The organism is Streptomyces roseolus (assembly GCF_014649855.1).
In the GTDB taxonomy this organism is placed as follows: Bacteria; Actinomycetota; Actinomycetes; order Streptomycetales; family Streptomycetaceae; genus Streptomyces; species Streptomyces roseolus.
This window is the reverse complement of record NZ_BMTV01000031.1, coordinates 39,248-59,357: the sequence shown is the minus strand read 5'-3', so window position 1 is coordinate 59,357 and position 20,110 is coordinate 39,248. Positions and strand designations below refer to the sequence as shown.

Here is a 20,110-nt window from a genome sequence, read left to right as displayed (position 1 = left end):
CGTCAGCCGTTCGGCCCTCTCCCCCCTGCGGAGACACCCCTTCGGCCGCAGCCTGGGGGGCATGAGTCTCGTCGACGAACTGAAAAGCGCCGTCACCCCCCGAGCCGCCCTGCTCGTCGTCGGGGTCTTCGCCCTCCAGCTCCTCTTCATCACCTCGTACGTCGGGGCCCTGCACAACCCGAAGCCGGTCGACGTGCCCTTCGGCGTGGTCGCGCCCCCGCAGGTGTCCGCCACCCTCGTCGGCGAGCTGGAGAAGCTGCCCGGCGACCCGCTCGACCCGCGGCCGGTCGCCGACGCCGACGAGGCCCGGGACAAGATCATGAACCGGGAGATCGACGGGGCCCTGGTCGTGGACCCGAGGGGCCGCACCGACACCCTGCTCGTCGCCTCCGGCGGCGGCACCGTGCTCTCCTCCGCCCTGGAGAAGATCGTCACGCGGGTGGAGGAGACCCAGCGGCGGGAGGTGCGGACGGTCGACGTGGCCCCCGCCTCGCCCCGGGACTTCGACGGGCTCTCCGCCTTCTACCTGGTGGTCGGCTGGTGCGTCGGCGGCTACATCTGCGCCGCGATCCTCGCCATCAGCGCCGGTTCCCGGCCGGCCAACCGCGAGCGGGCGATCATCCGGCTCGGCGTCCTCGCGCTCTACTCGGTCCTCGGCGGCCTCGGCGGAGCGGTCATCGTCGGTCCGGTCCTGGGCGCGCTGCCCGGCTCCGTCGCCGCCCTGTGGGGGCTCGGCACCCTGGTCGTCTTCGCGGTCGGCGCGGCCACCCTAGCCCTCCAGTCGGTCTTCGGGATCGTCGGCATCGGCCTGGCGATCCTCCTCGTGGTCGTCCTGGGCAACCCCAGCGCCGGCGGCGCCTTCCCCGCGCCGATGCTGCCGCCGTTCTGGAAGGCGATCGGCCCGGCCCTGCCACCGGGCGCCGGCACCTGGGCGGCGCGCTCGATCGCGTACTTCAAGGGCAACGACCTGACCGCCTCGATGCTGGTGCTCTCCGCCTGGGCGGTGGTCGGCGCGGCGGTCACGCTGGTGCTGTCCTCGCTGAAGCGGAAGCCGGAGGGCGAGCCGATCGCCGCCGAGCTGGACGAGGTCGAGCGCTGAACCCCGCAAGACGCGAGGAGGCCCCCGCCGCCGCGGCGGGGGCCTCCTGGCGTACGCGTCCGGGTCCGCGCGCCGTGGCGCGCCCGGACCCTCGGGTCGGCTCCGGGCGGGTCAGTAGAGGCTGACCCCGTACTTGGCCAGGGCCTCCGGCACCGGCTGGTAGAACGTGGTGCCGCCGGTCGAGCAGTTGCCGCTGCCGCCGGAGGTCAGGCCGAGCGCCTTCGTCCCGTCGTACAGCGCGCCACCGGAGTCGCCGGGCTCGGCGCAGACGTTGGTCTGGATCATGCCCTTCACCGTGCCGCCGCCCGAGTAGCGGACGGTGGCGTTGAGGCCGGTGACGGTGCCGCTGCGGGTGCCGGTGGTGGAGCCGGACCGCTTGACGGACTCGCCCACGTAGGCGTCGGCGGCGGTGAAGCCGCCCGGGTGGGCGAGCGAGGTGTTGTCGTAGCGGACCAGGGCGTAGTCGTTGCCCGGGAAGCTGGAGCCGGCGGTGGCGCCGATCAGGGTGGACTGGGCGGAGTTGGCGTACCAGGTGTTCACCACGTTGCCGCAGTGGCCGGCGGTGAGGAAGTAGTACGTGGAGCCGCTGCGCACGTTGAAGCCGAGCGAGCAGCGGTAGCCGTTGCCGTAGATGGCGTCGCCGGCGCCGAGGAGGGGCTTGAAGACACCGGGGTCGCGCTGGACGCGCAGGGCTCCGGCGTCGTTCCCCGCGGCGGCCCGGATCTTCGCGAGGCCCGCGTCGGAGACGGTCGAGTCGGCGGTGACGACGACCCGGCCGGCGGCCTTGTCCACGTACCAGGCGGTGCCGCCGACCCCCGCGGCGTCGACCGCCGACTCGGCGCGGGCCAGCTGGGCGGCGGAGGCCGGGCCGGGGGCGGGCGCGGCCTGGGCGCCGGGGAGTCCGAGGGCGGTGACGGCCGCGAGTCCGGCGGCGACGGCGAGCAGACGGGTGCGCTTGATCCTCACTGTGCTCCTCACATCCTTCTGGGAAAAGCGGAGGGGGCCCGGGGGGTGAGAGGCCCGTGAGGCGCCGTCAGATGATGTGTCCCTGACATGCACCGTCAGTGATGGTGCCGCCTCCCGGCCCGGTGCACAAGACCGCCGCACGCACCGGCGCCCCGGCCGTACCGGTCCGGGGCGCCCGTCGTCCGGATTGCGGAAGGCCCGAGGTCAGCCCGTCAGCACCCGCCGCTCCCCCGCCTCCACGGCCAGGTCGAGGGTATTGCCCGGGGGCGGGAAGGGGCAGATGAAGTGGTCCGCGAAGGCGCACGGCGGCAGCAGCGCCCGGTTGAGGTCCACCGTCACCGCGCCGTCCTCGTCCGGCGCCGCCGGGCGCAGGAAGCGGAAGCGGAAGGTGGACCGCCCGCCGGTGGCGTCCGCGAAGACCGCCCAGAGCGAGCCGTCCTCCTCCACCGCCACCTGGAGGGCGTGCACCCGCCCGTCGAGTTCGAAGACGAGTTCGCCGGAGAGCCCGAGCCCGCGCTCCCTGCCGTCCGCGTTCTCCACCCGGACGCTGAGCTCGTGCTCGTACGGCCGGTAGACGCCCGGCACCACCCAGCGCGGGTCGTACGGCGTGGCCTCGATGCCCCGGAAGTTCCGGCGCGCCGCCGAGCCGGGGTCGAAGTCCCGTACCGCCCACAGGCCTTCGCGGCGCATCACCACGATCCGGCGGCCCGCCGACTCGACCCGGGACTCGTGGACCGGCGCGTGGTCGGCGGTGAGCCGGACGGTGCCGGCGAAGGGCTCGCCGTCGACGGTGAGCCCGTCCCCGGCGTCCGCGGTCAGGACGACCTCGTCGCCGTCCTCCCGCCACACCCCCGGCAGGTCCGGCAGCCGGCCGTCGGGGAAGTCCGCGAGCCAGTGGGTGCCGGTGAGGGAGAGCGGCCCGTACGAGGAGGCCACCGCCGCCTCGCGCCGCTCGTGCCAGTCCCGCCACTCCCCCGCCGCGTCGGTGGTCTCGGTGCTGCTCGTGGTGTCGCTCATGGTGTCCCACCCTTCCACACCGGCGCCGGACGCCCGGGCCGCGACCCCCCGCAGCAGCGCGAGGGCGGCCCGGGCGGCGGCGTCGTTCTGCGCGAAGGCGGGGCCGCCGGACCGGGGCCGGGCGAAGCCGCCGCCCGCCCCCGCCGTGGTGTACGGCCCGAGGGCGATCCGGCGCGGGTGCGGGCGGCCGTCCCGCTGGACGATCCGCCCGTCGGCGGGGTCCACGGCGAGCAGCCCGCCGGGGGCGGCCCGGGCGCCGCCCTCGCACAGACCGCGCAGCAGCGGGCTCGCGGTGCCGGTGACGGTGGCGGCGGGCAGCCGGGCCTCGACGAGGGCGCGGGCCTCGGTGACCGCCCCGGGCACGGCCGGCGAGGAGGCCCGGAAGACGCCGCGCCGGTCGTCGGTGCCGACGGCGAGGCGGGGGCCGAGGAAGCGGACGACGCCCGCCTCGGAGAGGGCGAGCAGCCGGCGCAGCCGGGAGGCGGGCGGGCCGGAGCCGAGGTGGCTGTAGAAGCCGTGCCACCAGCCGCCGGTGTCGGTGCGGTGGGCGAGCCGGCCGAGCTGCCGGTAGACGGAGTCGAGGGCGGCGACGAGGGCCGCGTCGGCGCTGTGCGCGGGGTCGTGCCGGCGCGCCAGGCCGGCGGTGACGTGGCGGCGCAGCTCCTCCTGGAGCGCCTCGGCGCTCGGGACGCGCAGGCCGGCGAGGGGGTGGTCGAGGGCCTCGGGGTCGAAGCGGTCGGCGGGGTCGGGAACGGCGGCGGCGACGAAGGCGGCGAGGCCGGGGCCGTCCGGCGCGGCGGCGGCCCACCGGGCGTCGAACACGGGCCAGGGGCGGGCGGTGCGCTCCGGGTGGGCGGTGAAGAGGCGGTGGTAGTGGGCCCCGCCGAGCTCCCGGGCGATGTGCGGCCAGACCTCGCGCCGGAAGTCCGGCGGCCGGTCCGCGGCGAGCAGGGCGTCGACCCGGTCGGGGCCGAAGTGACGGGGCAGCGGCGGACGTTCGCCGCCGAGGACGTAGCCGGGCTTGGCGTGGGGCGGGACGCCCCGGCGGGAGCCCGCGTACAGCACCGGTTCCCGCCCCGAGGGCACGTACACGAGCGCGTCCCCCGCCCCCTCGAACCGGCCGCCGCGCCCCTCGGTGAGCAGCACCATCAGGTCGACGAAGGCGAGGCCGAGGCCCCGGACGAGGACGGGCTCGCCGGCCGGGAGCACGGAGAGGTCGAGGTCGGCGGTGGGTCCCGGCGGCAGGTGGACGAGGCCGTGGCGGGCGGCGAAGGCGGCCAGTTCCCGCTGTTCCGCGTCGGGTTCGGCGTCGAGGTGGCCGAGGGCGAGGACGACGAGGTCGGCCCGGAGGGGGTCGGCGCGCCCGGCGAGCCGGACGAGCTGCGGTCCCTCGCGCGGTCCTTCGACCCGCAGGGCGGTGGTGCGGTGCTCGTGGAGGGTGACCGTGGCGGGCAGCGCCTCCTTGGCCCGCGCGTACGCCCAGCCCAGGTAGGCGCCCAGTTCGGAGCGGCCGGCGAAGCGGCGGCCGTCGGTCCCGGCCCAGTCGGCGAGCGTGGGCCCGGGGCGCACCGGCCCCTCCAGGGGGACGGAGTCGTCGGTGAAGACGGTGACGTCCCCGGCCCGGGAGTTCATCAGGAGCAGCGGGGACTGCGCGGTGCGCCAGATCCGGCCGGGCCCGGGCGGGTACGGGTCGACCAGGTGCACGTCGAGCGGCCGCCCGCCGTACAGCCCGGGCACGGCGGCGGCGAGCCGCTCCAGGAAGCCGGTGCCGCGCGGTCCGGCACCGACGATCACCAGGGAGGGGGTCATACGAACTCCGTGTCGGCCGGGGACCCGGGCGCTGCCGGGCGGGCCGCCGGAAAGGGAGACGTACGGCTCCCGCCCCGGCGGCCCCGGGTCAGCAGCTGCCGCAGTCGCAGTTGCAGTCGCAGCCGCAGCAGCCGTCCTCGCCACAGCAGTTGGAGCAGCACTCGCAGCCGTCGCAGCAGCTGCCGCAGTCGCACTGCTGGCAGAGGCCGTCCTTGCGCTCCCGGCTCCACGGGTCCTCGTAGGTGCCGCAGCACATCTGGCAGGTGCAGGCGAGGCCGGCCCAGACCGCGCAACCGGCGATCAGGCCGCGCCGGTTGCGCGGCGGCCCCGGCGGAAGGGGGCCGAAGCCGCCGCCACCGCCCGGGCCGGGGTTCCAGGGGCCGCCGGGGCCCGCCGGACCGCCGGGGCCGGGGGCGTAAGGGTTCCCGGGGGCCGGGCCGTCGGGGGCGTACGGGTTGCCGGGCACCGGGCCGTGGGCGTGCGCGGGGGCACCGCCGGTGTGGGAGCAGGTGGTGGTGCCGAAGGCGCGGTCGACCGAGACGCGCAGTTCGTGCGCGAGGAGCTGGTGGACGAGCTTGCCGTCGGTGAACTCGGCGTCCTTGAGGGCCAGTCGGATGCCGTGCAGGGCGTCGTCGGCGAGCCGGCGGGCCTCCTCGCGGGAGGTGCCGGTGGCGGTGAGCGGGTTCCAGGCGCCCGCCTCGGCGTCGGCGGCCTGGTCCTCGACGGCGTCGAGGAGGTGGGCGAGGCGGCCGAAGAGCCGGCCGGCCTCGGCGAGCGGCTCGGTGTTCCCCGGCCGGCCGGCGAGGAGCGCGGTGTGCGCGAAGGCGGCGGCGGTGGCGGTCTCGGTGGGTTCGGTGACGACGAGGAACGGGGTGCCGGGGCCGGCGAGGGCCTCGATCCCGGTCTGGCGGTCCACGGCGTCGACGAGGACGGCGGTGTCGAAGCCGACCGCGGTGCCCGCGCGGGCGCCGGCCCTGTCCCAGGAGCGGGCGACCCGGCGGGCCGCGGCGGCGACCGGGCGGCGGGCGAGGAGGCCGTCCCGGTCGGCGACGTGGTCGCGGACCTTGGCCGAGGCGAGGACGAGCGAGACGGCGGCGGCCAGCCTGGCGCCCTCGCCGCGCGCGACGGGCGCGGTGCGCATGGCGCGCAGCGGGCAGGGGCCGGCGGTGCGGCGGCCGGAATCGGTGACGCCGGTCTGAGCCTCCGTCAGGACCGAGACGATGAGCCCGTCGTAGTTGGTGACGACCCGGGCGAACTGGCCGTGGTCGGCGCGCAGGGCCAGGCACAGGCCGCAGAGGTGGGCCATCCACTGGGTCTTGAGGTGGTCGGTGAGCCGGTGCGTGCAGGGTCGGACTATGCCGAACAATTCCATCCCCCGTGGTGCGGTGCGAGAGCGTGTCGCGGCATCGTAGCGAGGGGTGCGTTCACCCGTACGCGCCCGACGTCACCCTTCCAGACCGACTTTCATATTTTCAGCAACATGGCCCTCCCCCAGGGTCCACATACCCCAGGTTTCCTGACGAATCGCCAGTTTTCGGGCCTCACGTTCTGCACCAGTACCGTCACGAATCCCCTGCGCGGCGCCTATCCACTTGGCGCGCGATCCGCATCATGGACGACGATAGGGATATGCGGAACCACAAGTGACCGCAGTGACCGCGTGAAAGGAGGCGTCCATGGGATCGGTGCGCAAGGCGAGCGCCTGGCTGGGACTCGTCGAGGACAACGACGAGCGTTACTACGACGACGAGTACGCCGACGGTGCCGAGAGCGGCGACGCCTGGGTGACGGACCCCCGGGTCCGGGTCGCCTCGGACACCGCGGAGGACCGGGGCCGCCGGATCGCCACCGTCTCGCCCGACAGCTTCCGGGACGCCCGGGCCATCGGCGAGCTCTTCCGGGACGGCGTGCCGGTGATCGTGAACCTGACCGCCATGGAGCCGAACGACGCCAAGCGGGTCGTCGACTTCACCGCCGGCCTCGCCTTCGGGCTGCGCGGCTCGATCGAGCGCGTCGCGACCCGGGTCTTCCTGCTGACCCCCGCCGACACCGAGATCGTCAGCGAGTCCGGCCGCCGTCAGCAGGACGGTTTCTTCAACCAGAGCTGACCCCGCCCGCAGCGCCCCGCCCCCACCGACGCCTTCCGGCCCGGACCCGCCCGGCGGACCGGGCCGGCCGCATGTCCGGGCCCCGACGGGCGGCCTCGGGGCCGAAGCCGCCCGTGGTCGGTGGCCGCCCCGGGGCACCGCCCTGGGTCAGTGGCCGCCCTTAGATCAGTGGCCGCCCGTGGTCGCGCCGGTCATCGGCTCCGCCGGGCCGGACGCCGGGTGAGGTGCCGGACAGGACGCGGCGGGCGGAAGCCGGTCGGCCGGGGAGCCGGTCGGCTGGCCGGGGACCACGGCCGGGCCCGCGGGCCGGGACTCCGCCGGGGGCGCGCACCGGGCCGCCGCCTCCGCCAGCGCCGCCGCCTCCGCCTCCTCGACCGCCGCCTCGACGTCCACCGGGCACTCCATCACCCGGGGCAGCCGCAGGGCCATCGCGGCCCCGGCGAGGAGCAGGCCCGCGCTGACGAAGAGCGTGAGGTGCAGGCCGTCGACGAAGGCGTGGCGCGCGGCCGCGTGCAGGGCCTCGCCGGCCGCGCCGCCGAGCCGGTCGGCCACCTGGTACGCCTCGCCGAGCGAGTTCGCCGCGGCGCCGCTCGCAGCCGCCGGCACCCCGGGGACGTCCGCGAGGCCGGGGGCGTACGCCGCGTTCATGACGCTGCCGAGCAGGGCGATGCCCATGCCCGCGCCGAGCTGGTACGAGGTCTCGCCGATCGCCGCGGCCCCGCCCGCACTGCGCGGCGGCGCCTCGCTCAGCATCGACTCGTACGCCGAGAAGAGGGTCGTCTGGAGGCCGAAGCCGAGCAGCACGAAGCCGGCGGTGAGCAGCAGCGGCCGGTCGTGCTGGCCCATCAGCGTGAGCAGCAGCACCGCCCCGGCGGTGAGCAGGAAGCCCCAGCCGACCATCCTCCGGGGTCCGATCCGGCGCAGGGTGTACGAGCCGGTGGCGCCGGCCGCCATGGCGGCGAAGGTGAGCGGGAGGAGCCGCAGCCCGGTCTCCAGGGGCGCGAGCCCGAGGACCAGCTGGAGGTACTGGACGGCGATGAGCTCCAGGCCGACGAGGGCCAGCATGGCGAGGACGATGCAGCCGACGGAGGTGGTGAAGGCGGCCCGGGAGAAGAGCCGCATGTCGATCAGCGGGTGCGGCCTGCGTCGCTGGCGCCGGACGAAGAGGACGAGCAGCAGCGCCCCGGCGAGCAGCGGTCCCGCGGTGGGCAGGGAGAGCACCGGCTCGCCCGCGCCGAGCCGCTTCACGCCGAGGACGCAGCCGAGCACGCCCGCCGCGGCCATCAGCGCGCCGAGGACGTCCCAGGGTCCTTCCGCGCTCCCCCGGGACTCGGGCAGGAGCCGGCGGGCGAGCGGCAGGATCAGCGCCATCAGCGGGATGTTGATGAGGAAGACGGAGCCCCACCAGTAGTGCTCGACGAGGAAGCCGCCGAGCACCGGGCCGGCGGCCGCGCCGATCGCGGCGACCGCCGTCCAGATGCCGATGGCGGTGGCGCGCTCGCGCCGGTCGGGGAAGACGGTCCGGATGAGGGAGAGCGTCGCCGGCATGATCATGGCGCCGCCGACGCCGAGCAGCGCGCGGGCCGCGACGAGGACCCAGGGCTCGGCGGCGAGGGCGGCGACGGCCGAGGCGAGGCCGAAGATCCCGTACCCGAGGAGCAGCACCCTGCGCCGGCCGATCCGGTCACCGAGGGTCCCGAAGAGGATCAGCAGCGAGGCGCAGACCAGGGGGTAGGCGTCGACGATCCACAGCAGCTCGGTCGCGCCGGGCCGCAGGTTCTCGGTGAGCGAGGGGACGGCGACGTGGAGGATGGTCGCGTCCAGGGCGACCAGGAGAAGGCTGACGCAGAGGACGACGAGGACGGCCCAGCGGTTGGCGCCGCCGCCGGCGGCGGCCCGCCGTCCTGCTCGGGCCGTGATCGTCCGCGACATGTGCGTACCTCCAAGTGACGCTCTCGCGCTCGGCAGACGCCGCCGACCTGGGCTGATGTGCGGGGGCGGCGCGGCGAAGAGGGGCGAGTGAGCCGTCAGCGTACGCGAGGACGGGCCCCTGGGGGGTGGTGCACCTCTCACCCCGGCGAGGCTCCCGGTGTGGCGTACGCCACTCGGTCCGCCCCGCGCGTCGCATGGAATTCCGCACGGATGGGCGTTTGAAGTAATTCCGTGCCGCACAAACAGGTTTCCGGAATCGCCCCCGGCGGCAATAGGGCCGAAGGTCATCGGATTTTCCGACGGGAGTCCGGAAAAGGCGGGCGGCTGAGACCCACTCCACATCACATCGTCATCACGAAGGGAGCGGATCGCGCGGGTCGTCTCCTCACCCCCTGTAACGTCGATTGGGTGCGTACCGACATCTTTGCCCGGCTGGACCGGGAGCCGGTCCCGCCGAAGATAGAGGTCCCGCGGATGACCCGGACGCGTCTCGCCCTCTTCGGCGGGACGTCGGCGTTCTATCTGATCGTCGTGGTGGCGGTGCTGCTGTCCACCTGGCTGGTGACCCTCGACTGGAAGATCATGCTCTTCCGTCCCTACCAGCAGTGGCCGGAGCTGCACGCCTTCCTGGACTACTACGTCGTCCTCGGCCAGCGCGGTCCGACCGCGGTGATGGTGGCGGCCTGGCTGGGCTGGCGCTCCTGGCGCCAGCACACCCTGCGGCCGCTCCTCTCCCTCGGCGCGGCGCTGCTGCTCCTCAACGTCACCGTCGGCGCGGTGAAGCTCGGACTCGGCCGGCTCGGCCCCCACTACGCGACACAGGTCGGCTCGGCCGAACTGTTCGCGGGCGGCGACATATTCCCCTCGGGTCACACCGCGAACGCGGTGGTGACCTGGGGCATCCTGGCCTACCTCGCCACCACCCCGCGGGCCCGCCGCTATCTGTCGGCGCTCTCCGCCGTGGTCGCCCTCGGCGTCGGCCTCACGACGGTCTACCTCGGCACCCACTGGCTCAGCGACGTGCTGCTCGGCTGGGCCGCCGGCCTGCTGATCCTGCTCGCGCTGCCCTGGTGCGAGCCGGTCACCGCCGTGGTGGAGGCCTGGATCCTGGACCGGCGGGACCGGATCAGGGAGCGGCTGCGGGCCCGGCGGCGGCTCGTGCCCTCGCTGCCGGTGGCCTCCGGCGGGCCGCGGCTCTTCCCGGCCCCGCCGGCGGAGGAGCCGGCCAGGGAGACCGTGGGGGCGGCCGCGAGCCGCGCCCGGCCGGCCCGCCCGTCCTCGGACCGCCTCACCGCCTGACCCGCCCCCGTCCGTACGCGAAGGGCCCCGACCGCGCAGCGCGCGGTCGGGGCCCTTCCCGCGTCCGGGGCCGGAATCAGCCGATCCAGCAGCGGGTGACGGTGTCGTCCTCGACCTCGAAGTTGAGCCGTCCGGCGACGTACTCCATGGTGACGATCGCACCGGGCGGGAGGGTCCGGACGACGCGCCAGCCGCGCGTCCGGGCGAGCCGGCCGGCGCCGTCGGCGTCGAGGCCCACATAGGACTCGGGCGCGTCTCGGGAGGGTTCGGGGCTGCGCGACATGGGTGCCATGGGGTTCACGTTAGTCCCCTGGCGGTCACGCTTGCGTCACAACTTCTCGACAGTCGGCGCGATCGGCACGGCTGCGGCGGAACGTCGGTTTCCGGCCGTTTCTCCGGTAATTCGAAAAAACACCCGGAGGTTCGCACGAACTGTTCGAATGAATTCACCGGAGTAATGCGGGCCGCGTCCGCGCGCCACTCCCTCACCGTTCCCCCACATCACGCTCACGCCGGCCGGCGCCGGAGAACGGAACACGGGGCGGAGGCGTCGATGAGGACCGAGGCCGCGGCCATCACGGCGGAATCGGGCGGACGGGAGCGGCTCGGCCGGATCCTGATCGACCGGCTCACCACCACCGACCACAAGAAGACCGGTCACCTCTGTCCCGTGACCACCTCCGCGGGCTTCGCCGTCGAGCCGGTGCCGCTCCGGATCGGCGTGCCCGACGTGCACCCGGAGTTCACGGGTTACGAGCGGATGCGGATCACGAGCCCGCCGCCGGGCCGGCGGGCCGCGGCGGCGGGGTGCGGGGCGGCGTCAGCGCAGGCCGAGGCGGCGCAGGGCGCGGCCCGCGCCGGCCTTGGCGGTGTAGGCGGCGTCGTAGGCCCGGCCCGTCCAGGCGTGCCGGGCGGCGGCCGCCGGGGAGTGGGTGCGGCGGGGTGCGGCGCGGGCCACGAGCTCGGTCCACAGCTGCTCGTGGCGGGCGGCGATGCGGGCGGGGTCGAAGCGTTCCGCCGCCGCGAGCGCGGCCCGGCCCGCCTTCGCCCGCCGCTCCTCGTCGTCCATCAGCTCGCCCAGCGCGCGGGCCACCGCGCGGGGGTCCCCGACGGGCACGAGCCGGCCGTCGACGCCGTCCTCGACGATCTCGCGCGGCCCGTGCGGGCAGTCCGCGGCGACCACCGGGAGGCCGCACCGCATCGCCTCCACGATCGTCATGCCGAAGGCCTCCCGCTCGGAGGTGACGGCCGCGATCGAGCCCTTCGCCCACTCCGGCTCCATGGGGTGGACCTGGCCCATCAGCCGGACCCGCCCGCCGAGCCCGAGGGCCTCGATCTGCCGGGTCAGCGGCGTCCGCAGGTCCTGCGCCGCGTCCCCGCTGCCGTAGATCCGCAGGCTCCAGTCGGGGTGGTCGCCGGCCAGTTCGGCGAAGGCGTCGACGAGCACGTCGAAACGTTTGACCCGGGTGAGCCGGCCGGCCGCGACGACCACCCGGGACGAGGGGTCGGCGGGCGGCACGGCCGGCGCGGGCACCCCGTTGGGCACCGACTCGACGCGGACGGAATCGGGCAGCCCGAGCCGCCGGTAGGACCGCGCGTCGGCCTCGGTGACGGTGGTGACGAGGTCGAGGAGCCCGTACTCGTGGACGATGTCCCGGCGCAGCCGGCGGCTGTGCCCGTCGAGGACGAGGTGTTCCTGGGCGACGAGGACGGGCCCCGCCCCCGCCTGCCGGGCCAGCTGGACGTTGAGCCCCGGCCGGGTGCCGACGAGGACGTCCGCCGCCACCCCGCGCAGCAGGTCCCCGATCCGCGCGTCGGTCAGCGCGCTGTACTGCTTCCACCGGCCGTCGCCGCGCGGGAAGACCCGGGCGGGGCGGTGGGCGTCGGGGTGGTCGCCGTCGTACTCCGGCGAGTCCTCCCGCAGGTCGACGAGGTGACGGAGCGTCACCCCCGCGGGAAGGCCGAGTCGGGGCCGGTCGCGGTGGCGGAAGACCGAGACGATCTCCACCTCGTGACGTTCCGCGAGGTGTTCGGCGAGCGTGAACGTGGTCCGGATCGTGCCGCCGTAGTGATAGCCGTTGTGGAGCAGGAAAGAGATACGCATCTGCCGGTTCCCCCCGGTCAGTCGGTAGGTCGGGGCGACTGTACTGCTCCGGCGGCGGCGCGCCTCGCGGCCGGTGACCGGTCGGGGGGACGACCGCGCGGTTCCGCGTCGCCCCCCGTCCACCCGGCCGCGCCCGGCCCGTCGGCGGGCCGTGGGGAGGCAGGCCCCACGGCCGGGGCGGCCGCTCCAGGAGCTCGGAGCGGACGGGGACCGGATCCCCCCGTACGGTGTACGGCTCCTGGCGGTCCAGGCGGGCCCTGGCACCCGTCCGCGTGAGATCCGCCCCGGTGGGGGCGGGGGCGGAGCGGGCCGCGCCGGCCCACCCCGTGGACGCCGTCGGCCCTCCCGCTGACGCGGGGAGGCCCCTCGCTCCCCCGTGCGGCCCGGAGGGGCGCGGACCCCGGGGCGCCCGGCCCCGTCGACGTCGCGGCCCGCCTCGGCCACCCGGAGGGAGTCAGGGCAGCCGGACGCGCGGGCGTGGTCGCAGGCCACGGAGGAGGGGCCCGGCCCGCGACCGGGGCGGTGTGCCTTCGGGGCGAACGCCGGAGGGCGGCGCTGCGCCCCGCCGCGCCCGCGTGGTCCTGGTCGCCGAAGCGGCCCGCGGCCCGTACGCCCTGCCCCGCCCTCGCGGCCGGAGCCGGAACGGCGGTGGTCCCGGCCGAGCGGCGCGTGCCGACGGCCTGCCGCCGGGCACGCTCCTCCCCGAACCGCGACCGCGTCCCGGCGGCCGGGCTCCCCACGGCGAGGCGGCGGCGGAAGGCCGCCTCGCCCAGCCGCTCAGAGCGGTGCGATGCGCAGCATCATGCCGACGTACAGGCGGTTCGGGTCGGGTCCGATGACGGCCTTGTTGGCCTCGTAGAGCCGCTGCCAGCCGCCCTTGACCGCGAAGCGGCGGGCGATGCCGGCGAGGGTGTCGCCGGGCTGCACGGTGTGGGCGCGGCCGCTGAGCCCGTACCGCTTGGAGCAGACGGGCCAGGCACCCCAGCCCTGTACGCGCAGGACGTCCTCGGCGACGGTGATCTGCTGCCGGCGGGTGGCGAGGTCGGCTCGGCGGGCGTACGCGAGGCCGCCGTACTCGATCCAGGTGGGCTGCCAGAACTGGAGCCCGCCGTAGTAGCCGTTGCCGGTGTTGGCGTCCCAGCGTCCGCTGCTCTCGCACTCGGCGACGCAGCCCCAGGGCCACTGGTCCTCGGCGCAGGGGTACGCGGGCACGCCCGGCGGTCCCGCCGAGGGGGGCGGGGGCGCCGACCCGACGCTCCCGGCGCCGGCGCCCTGGGCGGCCTCCACGGCGGCCGCGGCGTCGGCGAGCGCTTCCGCGACCGCGCCGGCCGCCGCGTCGGGCAGCACGGGGACGGCCGGTACGCCGGGCGCTCCGGGTGCCCCGGCCGTGCCGGGCCCGTCGTCGCCGGGCGCGGCCAGGGCGACGGGCGCCTGGTGGAGGGCGAGCAGCGCCGCCGCGGAGGCCGCCGCGAGCGAGCCGGCTGTCCACAATCGGATCATCGACATCGCCGCAGGCTAGGTCGGCCGCCCGGGCCCCGTGCCCGTGCCGCGCGGAACACCGTTCACTTCCCACCCGGTCGGAGTCACCCCCGCCGGCCCCCGAGGCCGCCCCCTCCGGGGGCCCGGCGGCGGCCGTTCCGGGGGGCGTCCGCACGCGCCGGCGGCAACTTGTCTCCCTTCCGCGCGTGACCCCGCCCGCGCCTGACCCGTTGAACTCGGCATGAGACGCCCGGGAAAGGCCCGGGGTCCGTCCGTACCGAATCCAGGGAGCCCTCCGTGCCGCGCATGCTCGACGTCAGCGAGGACGTACGCGCCGAGATCGGCGACGAAGAAGCCGACCGGCTGCTCGCCGGCGACAACGCCCCGGGCAGCTACGACTGCACCTCCTGCCGCACGCCGGGCGACTCCGAGCAGGAGCGCACCTCCACGGTGCTGTTCGTCGGCGAGGAGACCGCGGTCCTGGCGTTCGCCCACGCCAGCTGCATCCCGTCGCAGGTGGTCCAGGTCGCCGAGGACCAGCTCCAAGGCGCCGTCGCCTCCATCACGGCCGCCGACGCCGCCGACGCCCTCTCCGCGGCCCACCCCGAGCAGGCCGTGCTCGGCGTCACCAGCGGCCTCGTCCTGATCGACGGCGAGCTGCACCCGGCGCTGGTCGTGGAGCCGACCGCGCCGGTGGCCCGGCCCGGTTCCGGCGGGCTCACCGACGAGTTCCTGTCGCTCCTCTCCGAGCAGGGCTTCCACCCCGTCGAGGACCTGAACACCAAGCCGGCCGCGCTGCCCGGCTGGTCGGTCCTGGTCGCCATGGGCCAGCTGCACTCGGTGCTCCAGCCCGGCCCGGGCGGCGCCGGCCAGTCCGCCTGGTGGCAGGCGCACCAGCCGCTCCAGGTCACCGAGGGCTGGCGCGCGGCGGCCAACAAGTCGCACACGGTGCTCGTCTTCGCCGCGCCGGTCGGCTCCATCGGCCAGCAGCCGCGCGAGGACCTGCTCCGGGACGCCCTGGAGAAGGCCGCGGCCAACGGGCGCCTGGTCGCCGCCGCGATGCCGCTGGCCGGGACCTGATGGCCGACGGGCGTCCGGGGAGAGGGCCGGTGCGCGGGCCGGGGATCCCGACCGTGCCCCGCCCCCGGCGGGCCCCTCTTTCGGAGAGCCGCCCGCATCCGACGGGCGGCGGGGTCGTTGGCACCTACGTGCACGCATACGACCCTTTCCCCCCACCGCATCCGAGTCCGATCCCCGGCATGCGCCCGGCGCAGGAAGTTCCGGCCGGGTACTCGGCGACGCCCATCTTCGACGCCCTGTACTCGGAGTACCGCCGGTCGTTCCGCACGCTTCCGGGTGACCGCAGCGGCGAGGAGGAGCTGGCGTTCCGGGCCTTCGGCACGGCGATGAGCACGGGCCTGTCGGGGTTCACCGGCCTCACGGGGGTCCAGGGCCAGCACCGCGCGGCGTACCCGCCGGCCTGGTCGACCCCCCAGCACCACCCCCCGCAAGCGGCGCTGCCGCCGGGGCCCCGCCGCGGCTTCTGAGCGCGGTCGGGAGAACGAGGAACGGCCGAGGGCCGGAGACGTACGCGTACGGTACGTCTCCGGCCCTCGGCCGTGCTCACGGCGCGGGTTACTTCTTCTTGCCGCGCTTCTCGCGCACGCGGACCGAGATGTGGATCGGGGTGCCCTCGAAACCGAACTCCTCGCGCAGCCGGCGCTCGATGAAGCGGCGGTAGCCGGCCTCGAGGAAGCCGGAGGCGAAGAGCACGAAGCGCGGGGGCTTGGTGCCGGCCTGGGTGCCGAAGAGGATGCGGGGCTGCTTGCCGCCGCGGACCGGGTGCGGGTGGGCCGCGACCAGCTCGCCGAGGAAGGCGTTGAGCCGGCCGGTGGGAACGCGGGTCTCCCAGCCGGCGAGGGCGGTCTCGATCGCCGGGACCAGCTTCTCCATGTGGCGGCCGGTCTTGGCGGAGACGTTGACCCGGGGCGCCCAGGAGACCTGCTGCATCTCGGTCTCGATCTCGCGCTCCAGGTAGTAACGGCGCTCCTCGTCGAGCTCGTCCCACTTGTTGTACGCGATGACGATGGCGCGGCCGGACTCGACGGCCATCGTGATGATCCGCTGGTCCTGCACCGAGATCTGGTCGGTGGTGTCGATGAGGATGACCGCCACCTCGGCCTTCTCCACGGCGGCGGCCGTGCGGAGGGAGGCGTAGTAGTCGGCGCCGGCCTGGAGGTGGACCTTCTTGCGGATGCCGGCGGTGTCGACGAACTTCCACGTCGTGCCGCCGAGCTCGATCAGCTCGTCGACCGGGTCGCGGGTGGTGCCGGCCAGCTCGTTGACGACCACGCGGTCCTCGCCCGCCACCTTGTTGAGGAGGGAGGACTTGCCGACGTTGGGGCGGCCGATGAGGGCGATGCGGCGGGGGCCGCCGATCGCCTTGCCGAAGGTCTGCTCGGGGGCCTCGGGCAGCTTCCGCAGCACCTCGTCGAGGAGGTCGCCGGTGCCCCGGCCGTGCAGCGAGGAGACCGGGAACGGCTCGCCGAGGCCGAGGGACCACAGCATGGCCGCGTCGGCCTCGCCGGACTGGCCGTCGACCTTGTTGGCCGCCAGGACGACCGGCTTGCCGGCGCGGCGGAGCAGCCTGACGACGGCCTCGTCGGTGTCGGTGGCGCCGACGGTGGCGTCGACGACGAAGAGGCAGGCGTCGGCGGCCTCGATGGCGTACTCGGCCTGGGTGGCGACGGAGGCGTCGATGCCGAGGACGTCCTGCTCCCAGCCGCCGGTGTCGACGACCTTGAAGCGGCGGCCGGCCCACTCGGCCTCGTAGGTGACGCGGTCGCGGGTGACGCCCGGCTTGTCCTCGACGACCGCCTCGCGGCGGCCGATGATGCGGTTCACCAGGGTCGACTTGCCGACGTTCGGACGGCCGACGACGGCGAGGACGGGGAGCGGGCCGTGGCCGGCCTCCTCGATCGCCTCCTCGACGTCCTCGACGTCGAAGCCCTCTTCCGCGGCGAGCTCCATGAACTCCGCGTACTCGGCGTCGCCAAGTGCCCCGTGGTCGTGCTGGTCGTTCATGAAGTCCGTTCCTTGATCATTCGTGGTCGGTGGTCCCGGCGGCCGGAGCCGTGGGGCCCACTACTGAGAGTGTGGCTCAGCGCCCGGTGAGGCGCCTGGCGTTTTTCAGATGGCCGGTGAGGTGCTCCTGGATGCGGAGCGTGGCCTGGTCGAGCGCCTTGCGGGTACGCCGCCCGCTGCCGTCGCCGGCCTCGAAGGCCTCCCCGAAGACGACGTCCACCCTGCTGCGGAGGGCCGGCAGCCCCTTGACGAGCCGTCCGGGCCGCTCGGTGCTGCCGAGGACCGCGACCGGCACGATCGGGGCGCCGCTGCGGACGGCGAAGTAGGCGAGGCCGGCGCGGAGCGAGGCGAAGTCGCCCTCGCCGCGGGTGCCCTCGGGGAAGATCCCGAGGACGCCGCCCTGCTCCAGCACGCCCAGCGCGTTCCCGATCGCCGTGCGATCGGTGGAGTCGCGGTCGACCTTGAGCTGGCCGATGCCCTCCAGGAAGCTGCCCAGCGGCCCGACGAACGCCTCCTTCTTGATGAGGAAGTGCACGGGGCGCGGGGCGGTGCCCATGAGCATGGGGCCGTCGATGTTGTGCGCGTGGTTGACGGCCAGGATGACGGGCCCGGTGGCCGGCACCCGCCAGGCGCCGAGGACGCGCGGCTTCCAGAAGCCGTACATCAGCCCGATGCCTATGCGGCGGCCGACCGCGGCGCCCTTCGCGGACGGCTGGGTCACTTGACGGCCGTCCTCTTCTCCTCCACCAGGGTGACGACGCACTCGATGACCTGGTCGAGGGTGAGCTCGGTGGTGTCCACCTCGACGGCGTCGTCGGCCTTGGCGAGCGGGGAGGTCTTGCGGCTGGAGTCCGCCGCGTCCCGCTTGACCAGGGCCTCCTGGGTGGCCCGCACGTCGGCGCCCTTCAGCTCGCCGGAGCGGCGGGCGGCGCGGGCCTCGGGCGAGGCGGTGAGGAAGATCTTGAGGTCGGCGTCGGGGAGGACGGTGGTGCCGATGTCCCGGCCCTCGACGACGATGCCGCGCTCGGCCTCGCGGGCGATGCGACGCTGGAGATCGGTGATGAGCGCGCGGACCTCGGGGACGGCGCTGACCGCGCTGACCCGGGAGGTGACCTCCTCCGTGCGGATCGGTCCCGCGGCGTCGACGCCGTCCACGGTGATCGTGGGGCGGGACGGGTCCGTGCCGGAGACGATGACGGGCTTGCCGGCGGCGTTCGCCACGGCGTCGGCGTCGTCCACGTCGATCCCGTTGCCGATCATCCACCAGGTGATCGCCCGGTACTGGGCGCCGGTGTCCAGGTAGTCGAGACCCAGCTTGGCGGCGACCGCCTTCGAGGTGCTCGACTTGCCCGTGCCGGAGGGGCCGTCGATGGCGACGATCACGGATTCCACGGTGGGTGACCTTCCTGGGTGGGCGGGGCCCCGGCGACAGCCCGGACCCCTACAAGGTTACCGAGTCCCCGAACCCGCCCATGCCCCGTCCCTGTGGCGCCACCCACAGGGCCGGCGGCGACCGGTCAGGGGGTGCGGAGGGACCAGCCCTGGGACTGGAGGGAGTGGGAGAGGGCGGGGGCGGCCTTGGGGTCGACCATGAGCTGGACCAGGCCCGCCTGCTGCCCCGTCGCGTGCTCGATGCGCACGTCCTCGATGTTGACCCCCGCCCGCCCGGCGTCCGCGAAGATCCGGGCCAGCTCCCCCGGCCGGTCGCTGATGAGCACCGCGACGGTCTCGTAGGCCGTGGGGGCCGCGCCGTGCTTGCCGGGCACCCGCGCCCGCCCCGCGTTCCCGCGCCGCAGCACGTCCTCGACCCCGGCCGCCCCGCCCCGCCGCTCCTCCTCGTCCGGGGACTGCAGGGCCCGCAGCGCCCGTACCGTCTCGTCGAGGTCCGCCGCGACCCCGGCGAGGACGTCGGCGACCGGTCCGGGGTTGGCGGCGAGGATCTCCAGCCACATGCGCGGGTCCGACGCGGCGATCCTCGTGACGTCCCGTATCCCCTGCCCGCAGAGCCGTACGGCCGACTCCTCCGCCTCCTCCAGGCGCGCCGCGACCATCGAGGAGACGAGCTGCGGGGTGTGGGAGACGAGGGCGACCGCCCGGTCGTGGGCGTCGGCGTCCATGACGACGGGCACGGCGCCGCAGAGCGCGACGAGTTCCAGCGCGAGGTTGAGCACCTCGGTGTCGGTGTCCCGGGTCGGCGTGAGGACCCATGGCCGGCCCTCGAAGAGGTCGGCGGCGCCCGCCAGCGGGCCGGACCGCTCCTTGCCGGACATGGGGTGGCTCCCGATGTACGCGCCGAGGTCGAGGCCGGTCGCCTCCAGGTCCCGGCGCGGTCCGCCCTTGACGCTGGCCACGTCGAGGTAGCCGCGGGCCGCTCCGGCGCGCATGGCGTCGGCGAGCGTGGCGGCGACGTGCGCCGGCGGTACGGCGACGATCGCGAGGTCCACCCGGCCCTCGGGCTCCGCGTCGGTGCCCGCTCCGAGCGCCGCGGCGGTCCGGGCGCTCGCCGGGTCGTGGTCCCGCAGGTGGACCGTGACGCCCCGGCCGGCGAGGGCGAGGGCGGCGGAGGTGCCGATCAGTCCGGTTCCGATGACGAGCGCTGTTCTCACGGGGGGACGTCCTTGGGGCGGGGCAGGGCGGTGGCGGTGAGGGGCCAGCCTAGTCAGCCCGCGGAGGGCACGCGCGCGTGCGCCCGCCCTGCGAGACGCGCGGGGCGGGCGCCGCGGACGGCCGGCGGTGTCAGAGCTTCTGCGCCCGGATGATGTCCTCCAGCGACCCGCCCTGCGGCAGCGATCCGCCCGGCGTCAGCTTGTCGACGGCCTGCGGCAGCGACTGCGCGATCTCGTCGGCGGCCTGCTGCGGGGTGACCCCGGCGTCCCGGGCGACCTTCTGGAGGGTCTCGTCGGGGAGCGCCCGGGCGATCTGGGCGCCGTCGACGGGCTTGTTCTCGCCGGTGCCGATCCAGGACTGGGCCTGGTCGGCGAGGCCGGACCTGGTGAGCATGTCGAGCAGTCCGCCGAGCGGGTTCTGGCCATTGCCGCCGCCGGCCGCGCCCCCGCTCCCCCGACCGCCGCCCGCGAGGGCGCCGAGCAGGGAGCCGAGGATGCCGCCGGCGCCGCCGCCTCCGCCCTGTCCGCCGCCTCCGCCGAGCAGGGAGCCGAGGAGACTGCCGAGATCGTTGCCCGCCATGGTGGGTCCGCCTTTCGTCCGGTACAG

17 protein-coding genes and 1 pseudogene are annotated in these 20,110 nt (G+C 75.4%); 5 read left to right on the top strand and 13 right to left on the bottom strand.

Annotated features, from left to right (window positions below):
* Positions 1–61 precede the first annotated feature (61 nt).
* Positions 62–1,099, top strand: a complete 1,038-nt coding sequence (locus IE245_RS30130) for an ABC transporter permease (protein ID WP_189953299.1) — start codon at positions 62–64, stop codon at positions 1,097–1,099.
* A gap of 111 nt (positions 1,100–1,210) precedes the next feature.
* Here the strand turns inward: IE245_RS30130 and IE245_RS30125 are convergent, their stop codons facing one another.
* From IE245_RS30125 to IE245_RS30115, 4 genes and pseudogenes are all read right to left on the bottom strand, one after another.
* Positions 1,211–2,065, bottom strand: coding sequence for a S1 family peptidase (locus tag IE245_RS30125; RefSeq protein WP_189953297.1), 855 nt, complete (start codon positions 2,063–2,065; stop codon positions 1,211–1,213).
* Positions 2,066–2,269: 204 nt separating this feature from the next.
* Positions 2,270–2,755 (bottom strand): DUF1684 domain-containing protein, encoded by a 486-nt coding sequence (locus IE245_RS37355; RefSeq protein ID WP_229851691.1) that lies wholly within the window; start codon positions 2,753–2,755, stop codon positions 2,270–2,272.
* A 360-nt stretch (positions 2,756–3,115) separates the two neighbouring features.
* A pseudogene (locus IE245_RS30120) lies at positions 3,116–4,891 on the bottom strand (FAD/NAD(P)-binding protein); the annotation flags it as partial.
* 88 nt (positions 4,892–4,979) lie between these two features.
* On the bottom strand, positions 4,980–6,257 hold the full coding sequence (locus IE245_RS30115) for a DUF5685 family protein (protein WP_189953293.1): 1,278 nt from the start codon (positions 6,255–6,257) through the stop codon (positions 4,980–4,982).
* Between the two features lie 310 nt (positions 6,258–6,567).
* On the opposite strand from IE245_RS30115, the gene IE245_RS30110 reads away from it, so the two are divergent.
* On the top strand, positions 6,568–6,999 hold the full coding sequence (locus tag IE245_RS30110; RefSeq protein WP_169092496.1) for a cell division protein SepF: 432 nt from the start codon (positions 6,568–6,570) through the stop codon (positions 6,997–6,999).
* A 165-nt stretch (positions 7,000–7,164) separates the two neighbouring features.
* Here the strand turns inward: IE245_RS30110 and IE245_RS30105 are convergent, their stop codons facing one another.
* Positions 7,165–8,931: an MFS transporter gene (locus IE245_RS30105; RefSeq protein WP_189953292.1), complete on the bottom strand. Its 1,767-nt coding sequence runs from the start codon at positions 8,929–8,931 to the stop codon at positions 7,165–7,167.
* A 408-nt stretch (positions 8,932–9,339) separates the two neighbouring features.
* Between IE245_RS30105 and IE245_RS30100 the strand changes: the two genes are divergently transcribed.
* Positions 9,340–10,230: a phosphatase PAP2 family protein gene (locus IE245_RS30100; protein ID WP_189953290.1), complete on the top strand. Its 891-nt coding sequence runs from the start codon at positions 9,340–9,342 to the stop codon at positions 10,228–10,230.
* Between the two features lie 76 nt (positions 10,231–10,306).
* Here IE245_RS30100 and IE245_RS30095 read toward each other — a convergent pair whose 3' ends face one another.
* From IE245_RS30095 to IE245_RS30085, 3 genes are all read right to left on the bottom strand, one after another.
* Positions 10,307–10,522 (bottom strand): I78 family peptidase inhibitor, encoded by a 216-nt coding sequence (locus tag IE245_RS30095; RefSeq protein WP_189953288.1) that lies wholly within the window; start codon positions 10,520–10,522, stop codon positions 10,307–10,309.
* Positions 10,523–11,050: 528 nt separating this feature from the next.
* The gene (locus IE245_RS30090; RefSeq protein ID WP_189953286.1) at positions 11,051–12,334 is read right to left on the bottom strand and encodes a glycosyltransferase; all 1,284 of its coding nucleotides are present in this window, start codon (positions 12,332–12,334) and stop codon (positions 11,051–11,053) included.
* Between the two features lie 777 nt (positions 12,335–13,111).
* Positions 13,112–13,840 carry a LysM peptidoglycan-binding domain-containing protein gene (locus IE245_RS30085; protein WP_189953284.1) on the bottom strand — a complete coding sequence of 243 codons (729 nt, stop codon included), beginning with the start codon at positions 13,838–13,840 and terminating at the stop codon, positions 13,112–13,114.
* Between the two features lie 270 nt (positions 13,841–14,110).
* Here IE245_RS30085 and IE245_RS30080 point away from each other — a divergent pair, with 270 nt between their 5' ends.
* Positions 14,111–14,893: a DUF8842 C-terminal domain-containing protein gene (locus IE245_RS30080; protein ID WP_189953283.1), complete on the top strand. Its 783-nt coding sequence runs from the start codon at positions 14,111–14,113 to the stop codon at positions 14,891–14,893.
* A 179-nt stretch (positions 14,894–15,072) separates the two neighbouring features.
* The gene (locus tag IE245_RS30075; RefSeq protein ID WP_308436638.1) at positions 15,073–15,360 is read left to right on the top strand and encodes a hypothetical protein; all 288 of its coding nucleotides are present in this window, start codon (positions 15,073–15,075) and stop codon (positions 15,358–15,360) included.
* Positions 15,361–15,448: 88 nt separating this feature from the next.
* On the opposite strand, the gene der is transcribed toward IE245_RS30075, so the two are convergent.
* From der to IE245_RS30050, 5 genes are all read right to left on the bottom strand, one after another.
* On the bottom strand, positions 15,449–16,897 hold the full coding sequence (gene der / locus IE245_RS30070) for a ribosome biogenesis GTPase Der (RefSeq protein WP_189953278.1): 1,449 nt from the start codon (positions 16,895–16,897) through the stop codon (positions 15,449–15,451).
* Positions 16,898–16,973: 76 nt separating this feature from the next.
* On the bottom strand, positions 16,974–17,561 hold the full coding sequence (locus tag IE245_RS30065) for a lysophospholipid acyltransferase family protein (RefSeq protein WP_373305428.1): 588 nt from the start codon (positions 17,559–17,561) through the stop codon (positions 16,974–16,976).
* A gap of 53 nt (positions 17,562–17,614) precedes the next feature.
* Complete coding sequence (cmk, locus tag IE245_RS30060) at positions 17,615–18,289, bottom strand: (d)CMP kinase (RefSeq protein WP_189953274.1); 675 nt, start codon at positions 18,287–18,289, stop codon at positions 17,615–17,617.
* 125 nt (positions 18,290–18,414) lie between these two features.
* Positions 18,415–19,503 carry a prephenate dehydrogenase gene (locus tag IE245_RS30055; protein ID WP_189953271.1) on the bottom strand — a complete coding sequence of 363 codons (1,089 nt, stop codon included), beginning with the start codon at positions 19,501–19,503 and terminating at the stop codon, positions 18,415–18,417.
* 130 nt (positions 19,504–19,633) lie between these two features.
* On the bottom strand, positions 19,634–20,083 hold the full coding sequence (locus IE245_RS30050) for a YidB family protein (protein ID WP_189953269.1): 450 nt from the start codon (positions 20,081–20,083) through the stop codon (positions 19,634–19,636).
* Positions 20,084–20,110: the final 27 nt, after the last annotated feature.

Excerpts from the sequence above, each read along its gene's own strand:
- der (WP_189953278.1), bottom strand. The coding sequence starts at position 16,897 with ATGAACGACCAGCACGACCACGGGGCACTTGGCGACGCCGAGTACGCG.
- IE245_RS30130 (WP_189953299.1), top strand. The coding sequence starts at position 62 with ATGAGTCTCGTCGACGAACTGAAAAGCGCCGTCACCCCCCGAGCCGCC.
- IE245_RS30075 (WP_308436638.1), top strand. The coding sequence starts at position 15,073 with ATGCGCCCGGCGCAGGAAGTTCCGGCCGGGTACTCGGCGACGCCCATC.
- IE245_RS30105 (WP_189953292.1), bottom strand. The coding sequence starts at position 8,931 with ATGTCGCGGACGATCACGGCCCGAGCAGGACGGCGGGCCGCCGCCGGC.
- IE245_RS30095 (WP_189953288.1), bottom strand. The coding sequence starts at position 10,522 with ATGGCACCCATGTCGCGCAGCCCCGAACCCTCCCGAGACGCGCCCGAG.
- IE245_RS30085 (WP_189953284.1), bottom strand. The coding sequence starts at position 13,840 with ATGTCGATGATCCGATTGTGGACAGCCGGCTCGCTCGCGGCGGCCTCC.
- IE245_RS37355 (WP_229851691.1), bottom strand. The coding sequence starts at position 2,755 with ATGCGCCGCGAAGGCCTGTGGGCGGTACGGGACTTCGACCCCGGCTCG.
- IE245_RS30050 (WP_189953269.1), bottom strand. The coding sequence starts at position 20,083 with ATGGCGGGCAACGATCTCGGCAGTCTCCTCGGCTCCCTGCTCGGCGGA.
- IE245_RS30110 (WP_169092496.1), top strand. The coding sequence starts at position 6,568 with ATGGGATCGGTGCGCAAGGCGAGCGCCTGGCTGGGACTCGTCGAGGAC.
- IE245_RS30090 (WP_189953286.1), bottom strand. The coding sequence starts at position 12,334 with ATGCGTATCTCTTTCCTGCTCCACAACGGCTATCACTACGGCGGCACG.
- IE245_RS30065 (WP_373305428.1), bottom strand. The coding sequence starts at position 17,561 with ATGTACGGCTTCTGGAAGCCGCGCGTCCTCGGCGCCTGGCGGGTGCCG.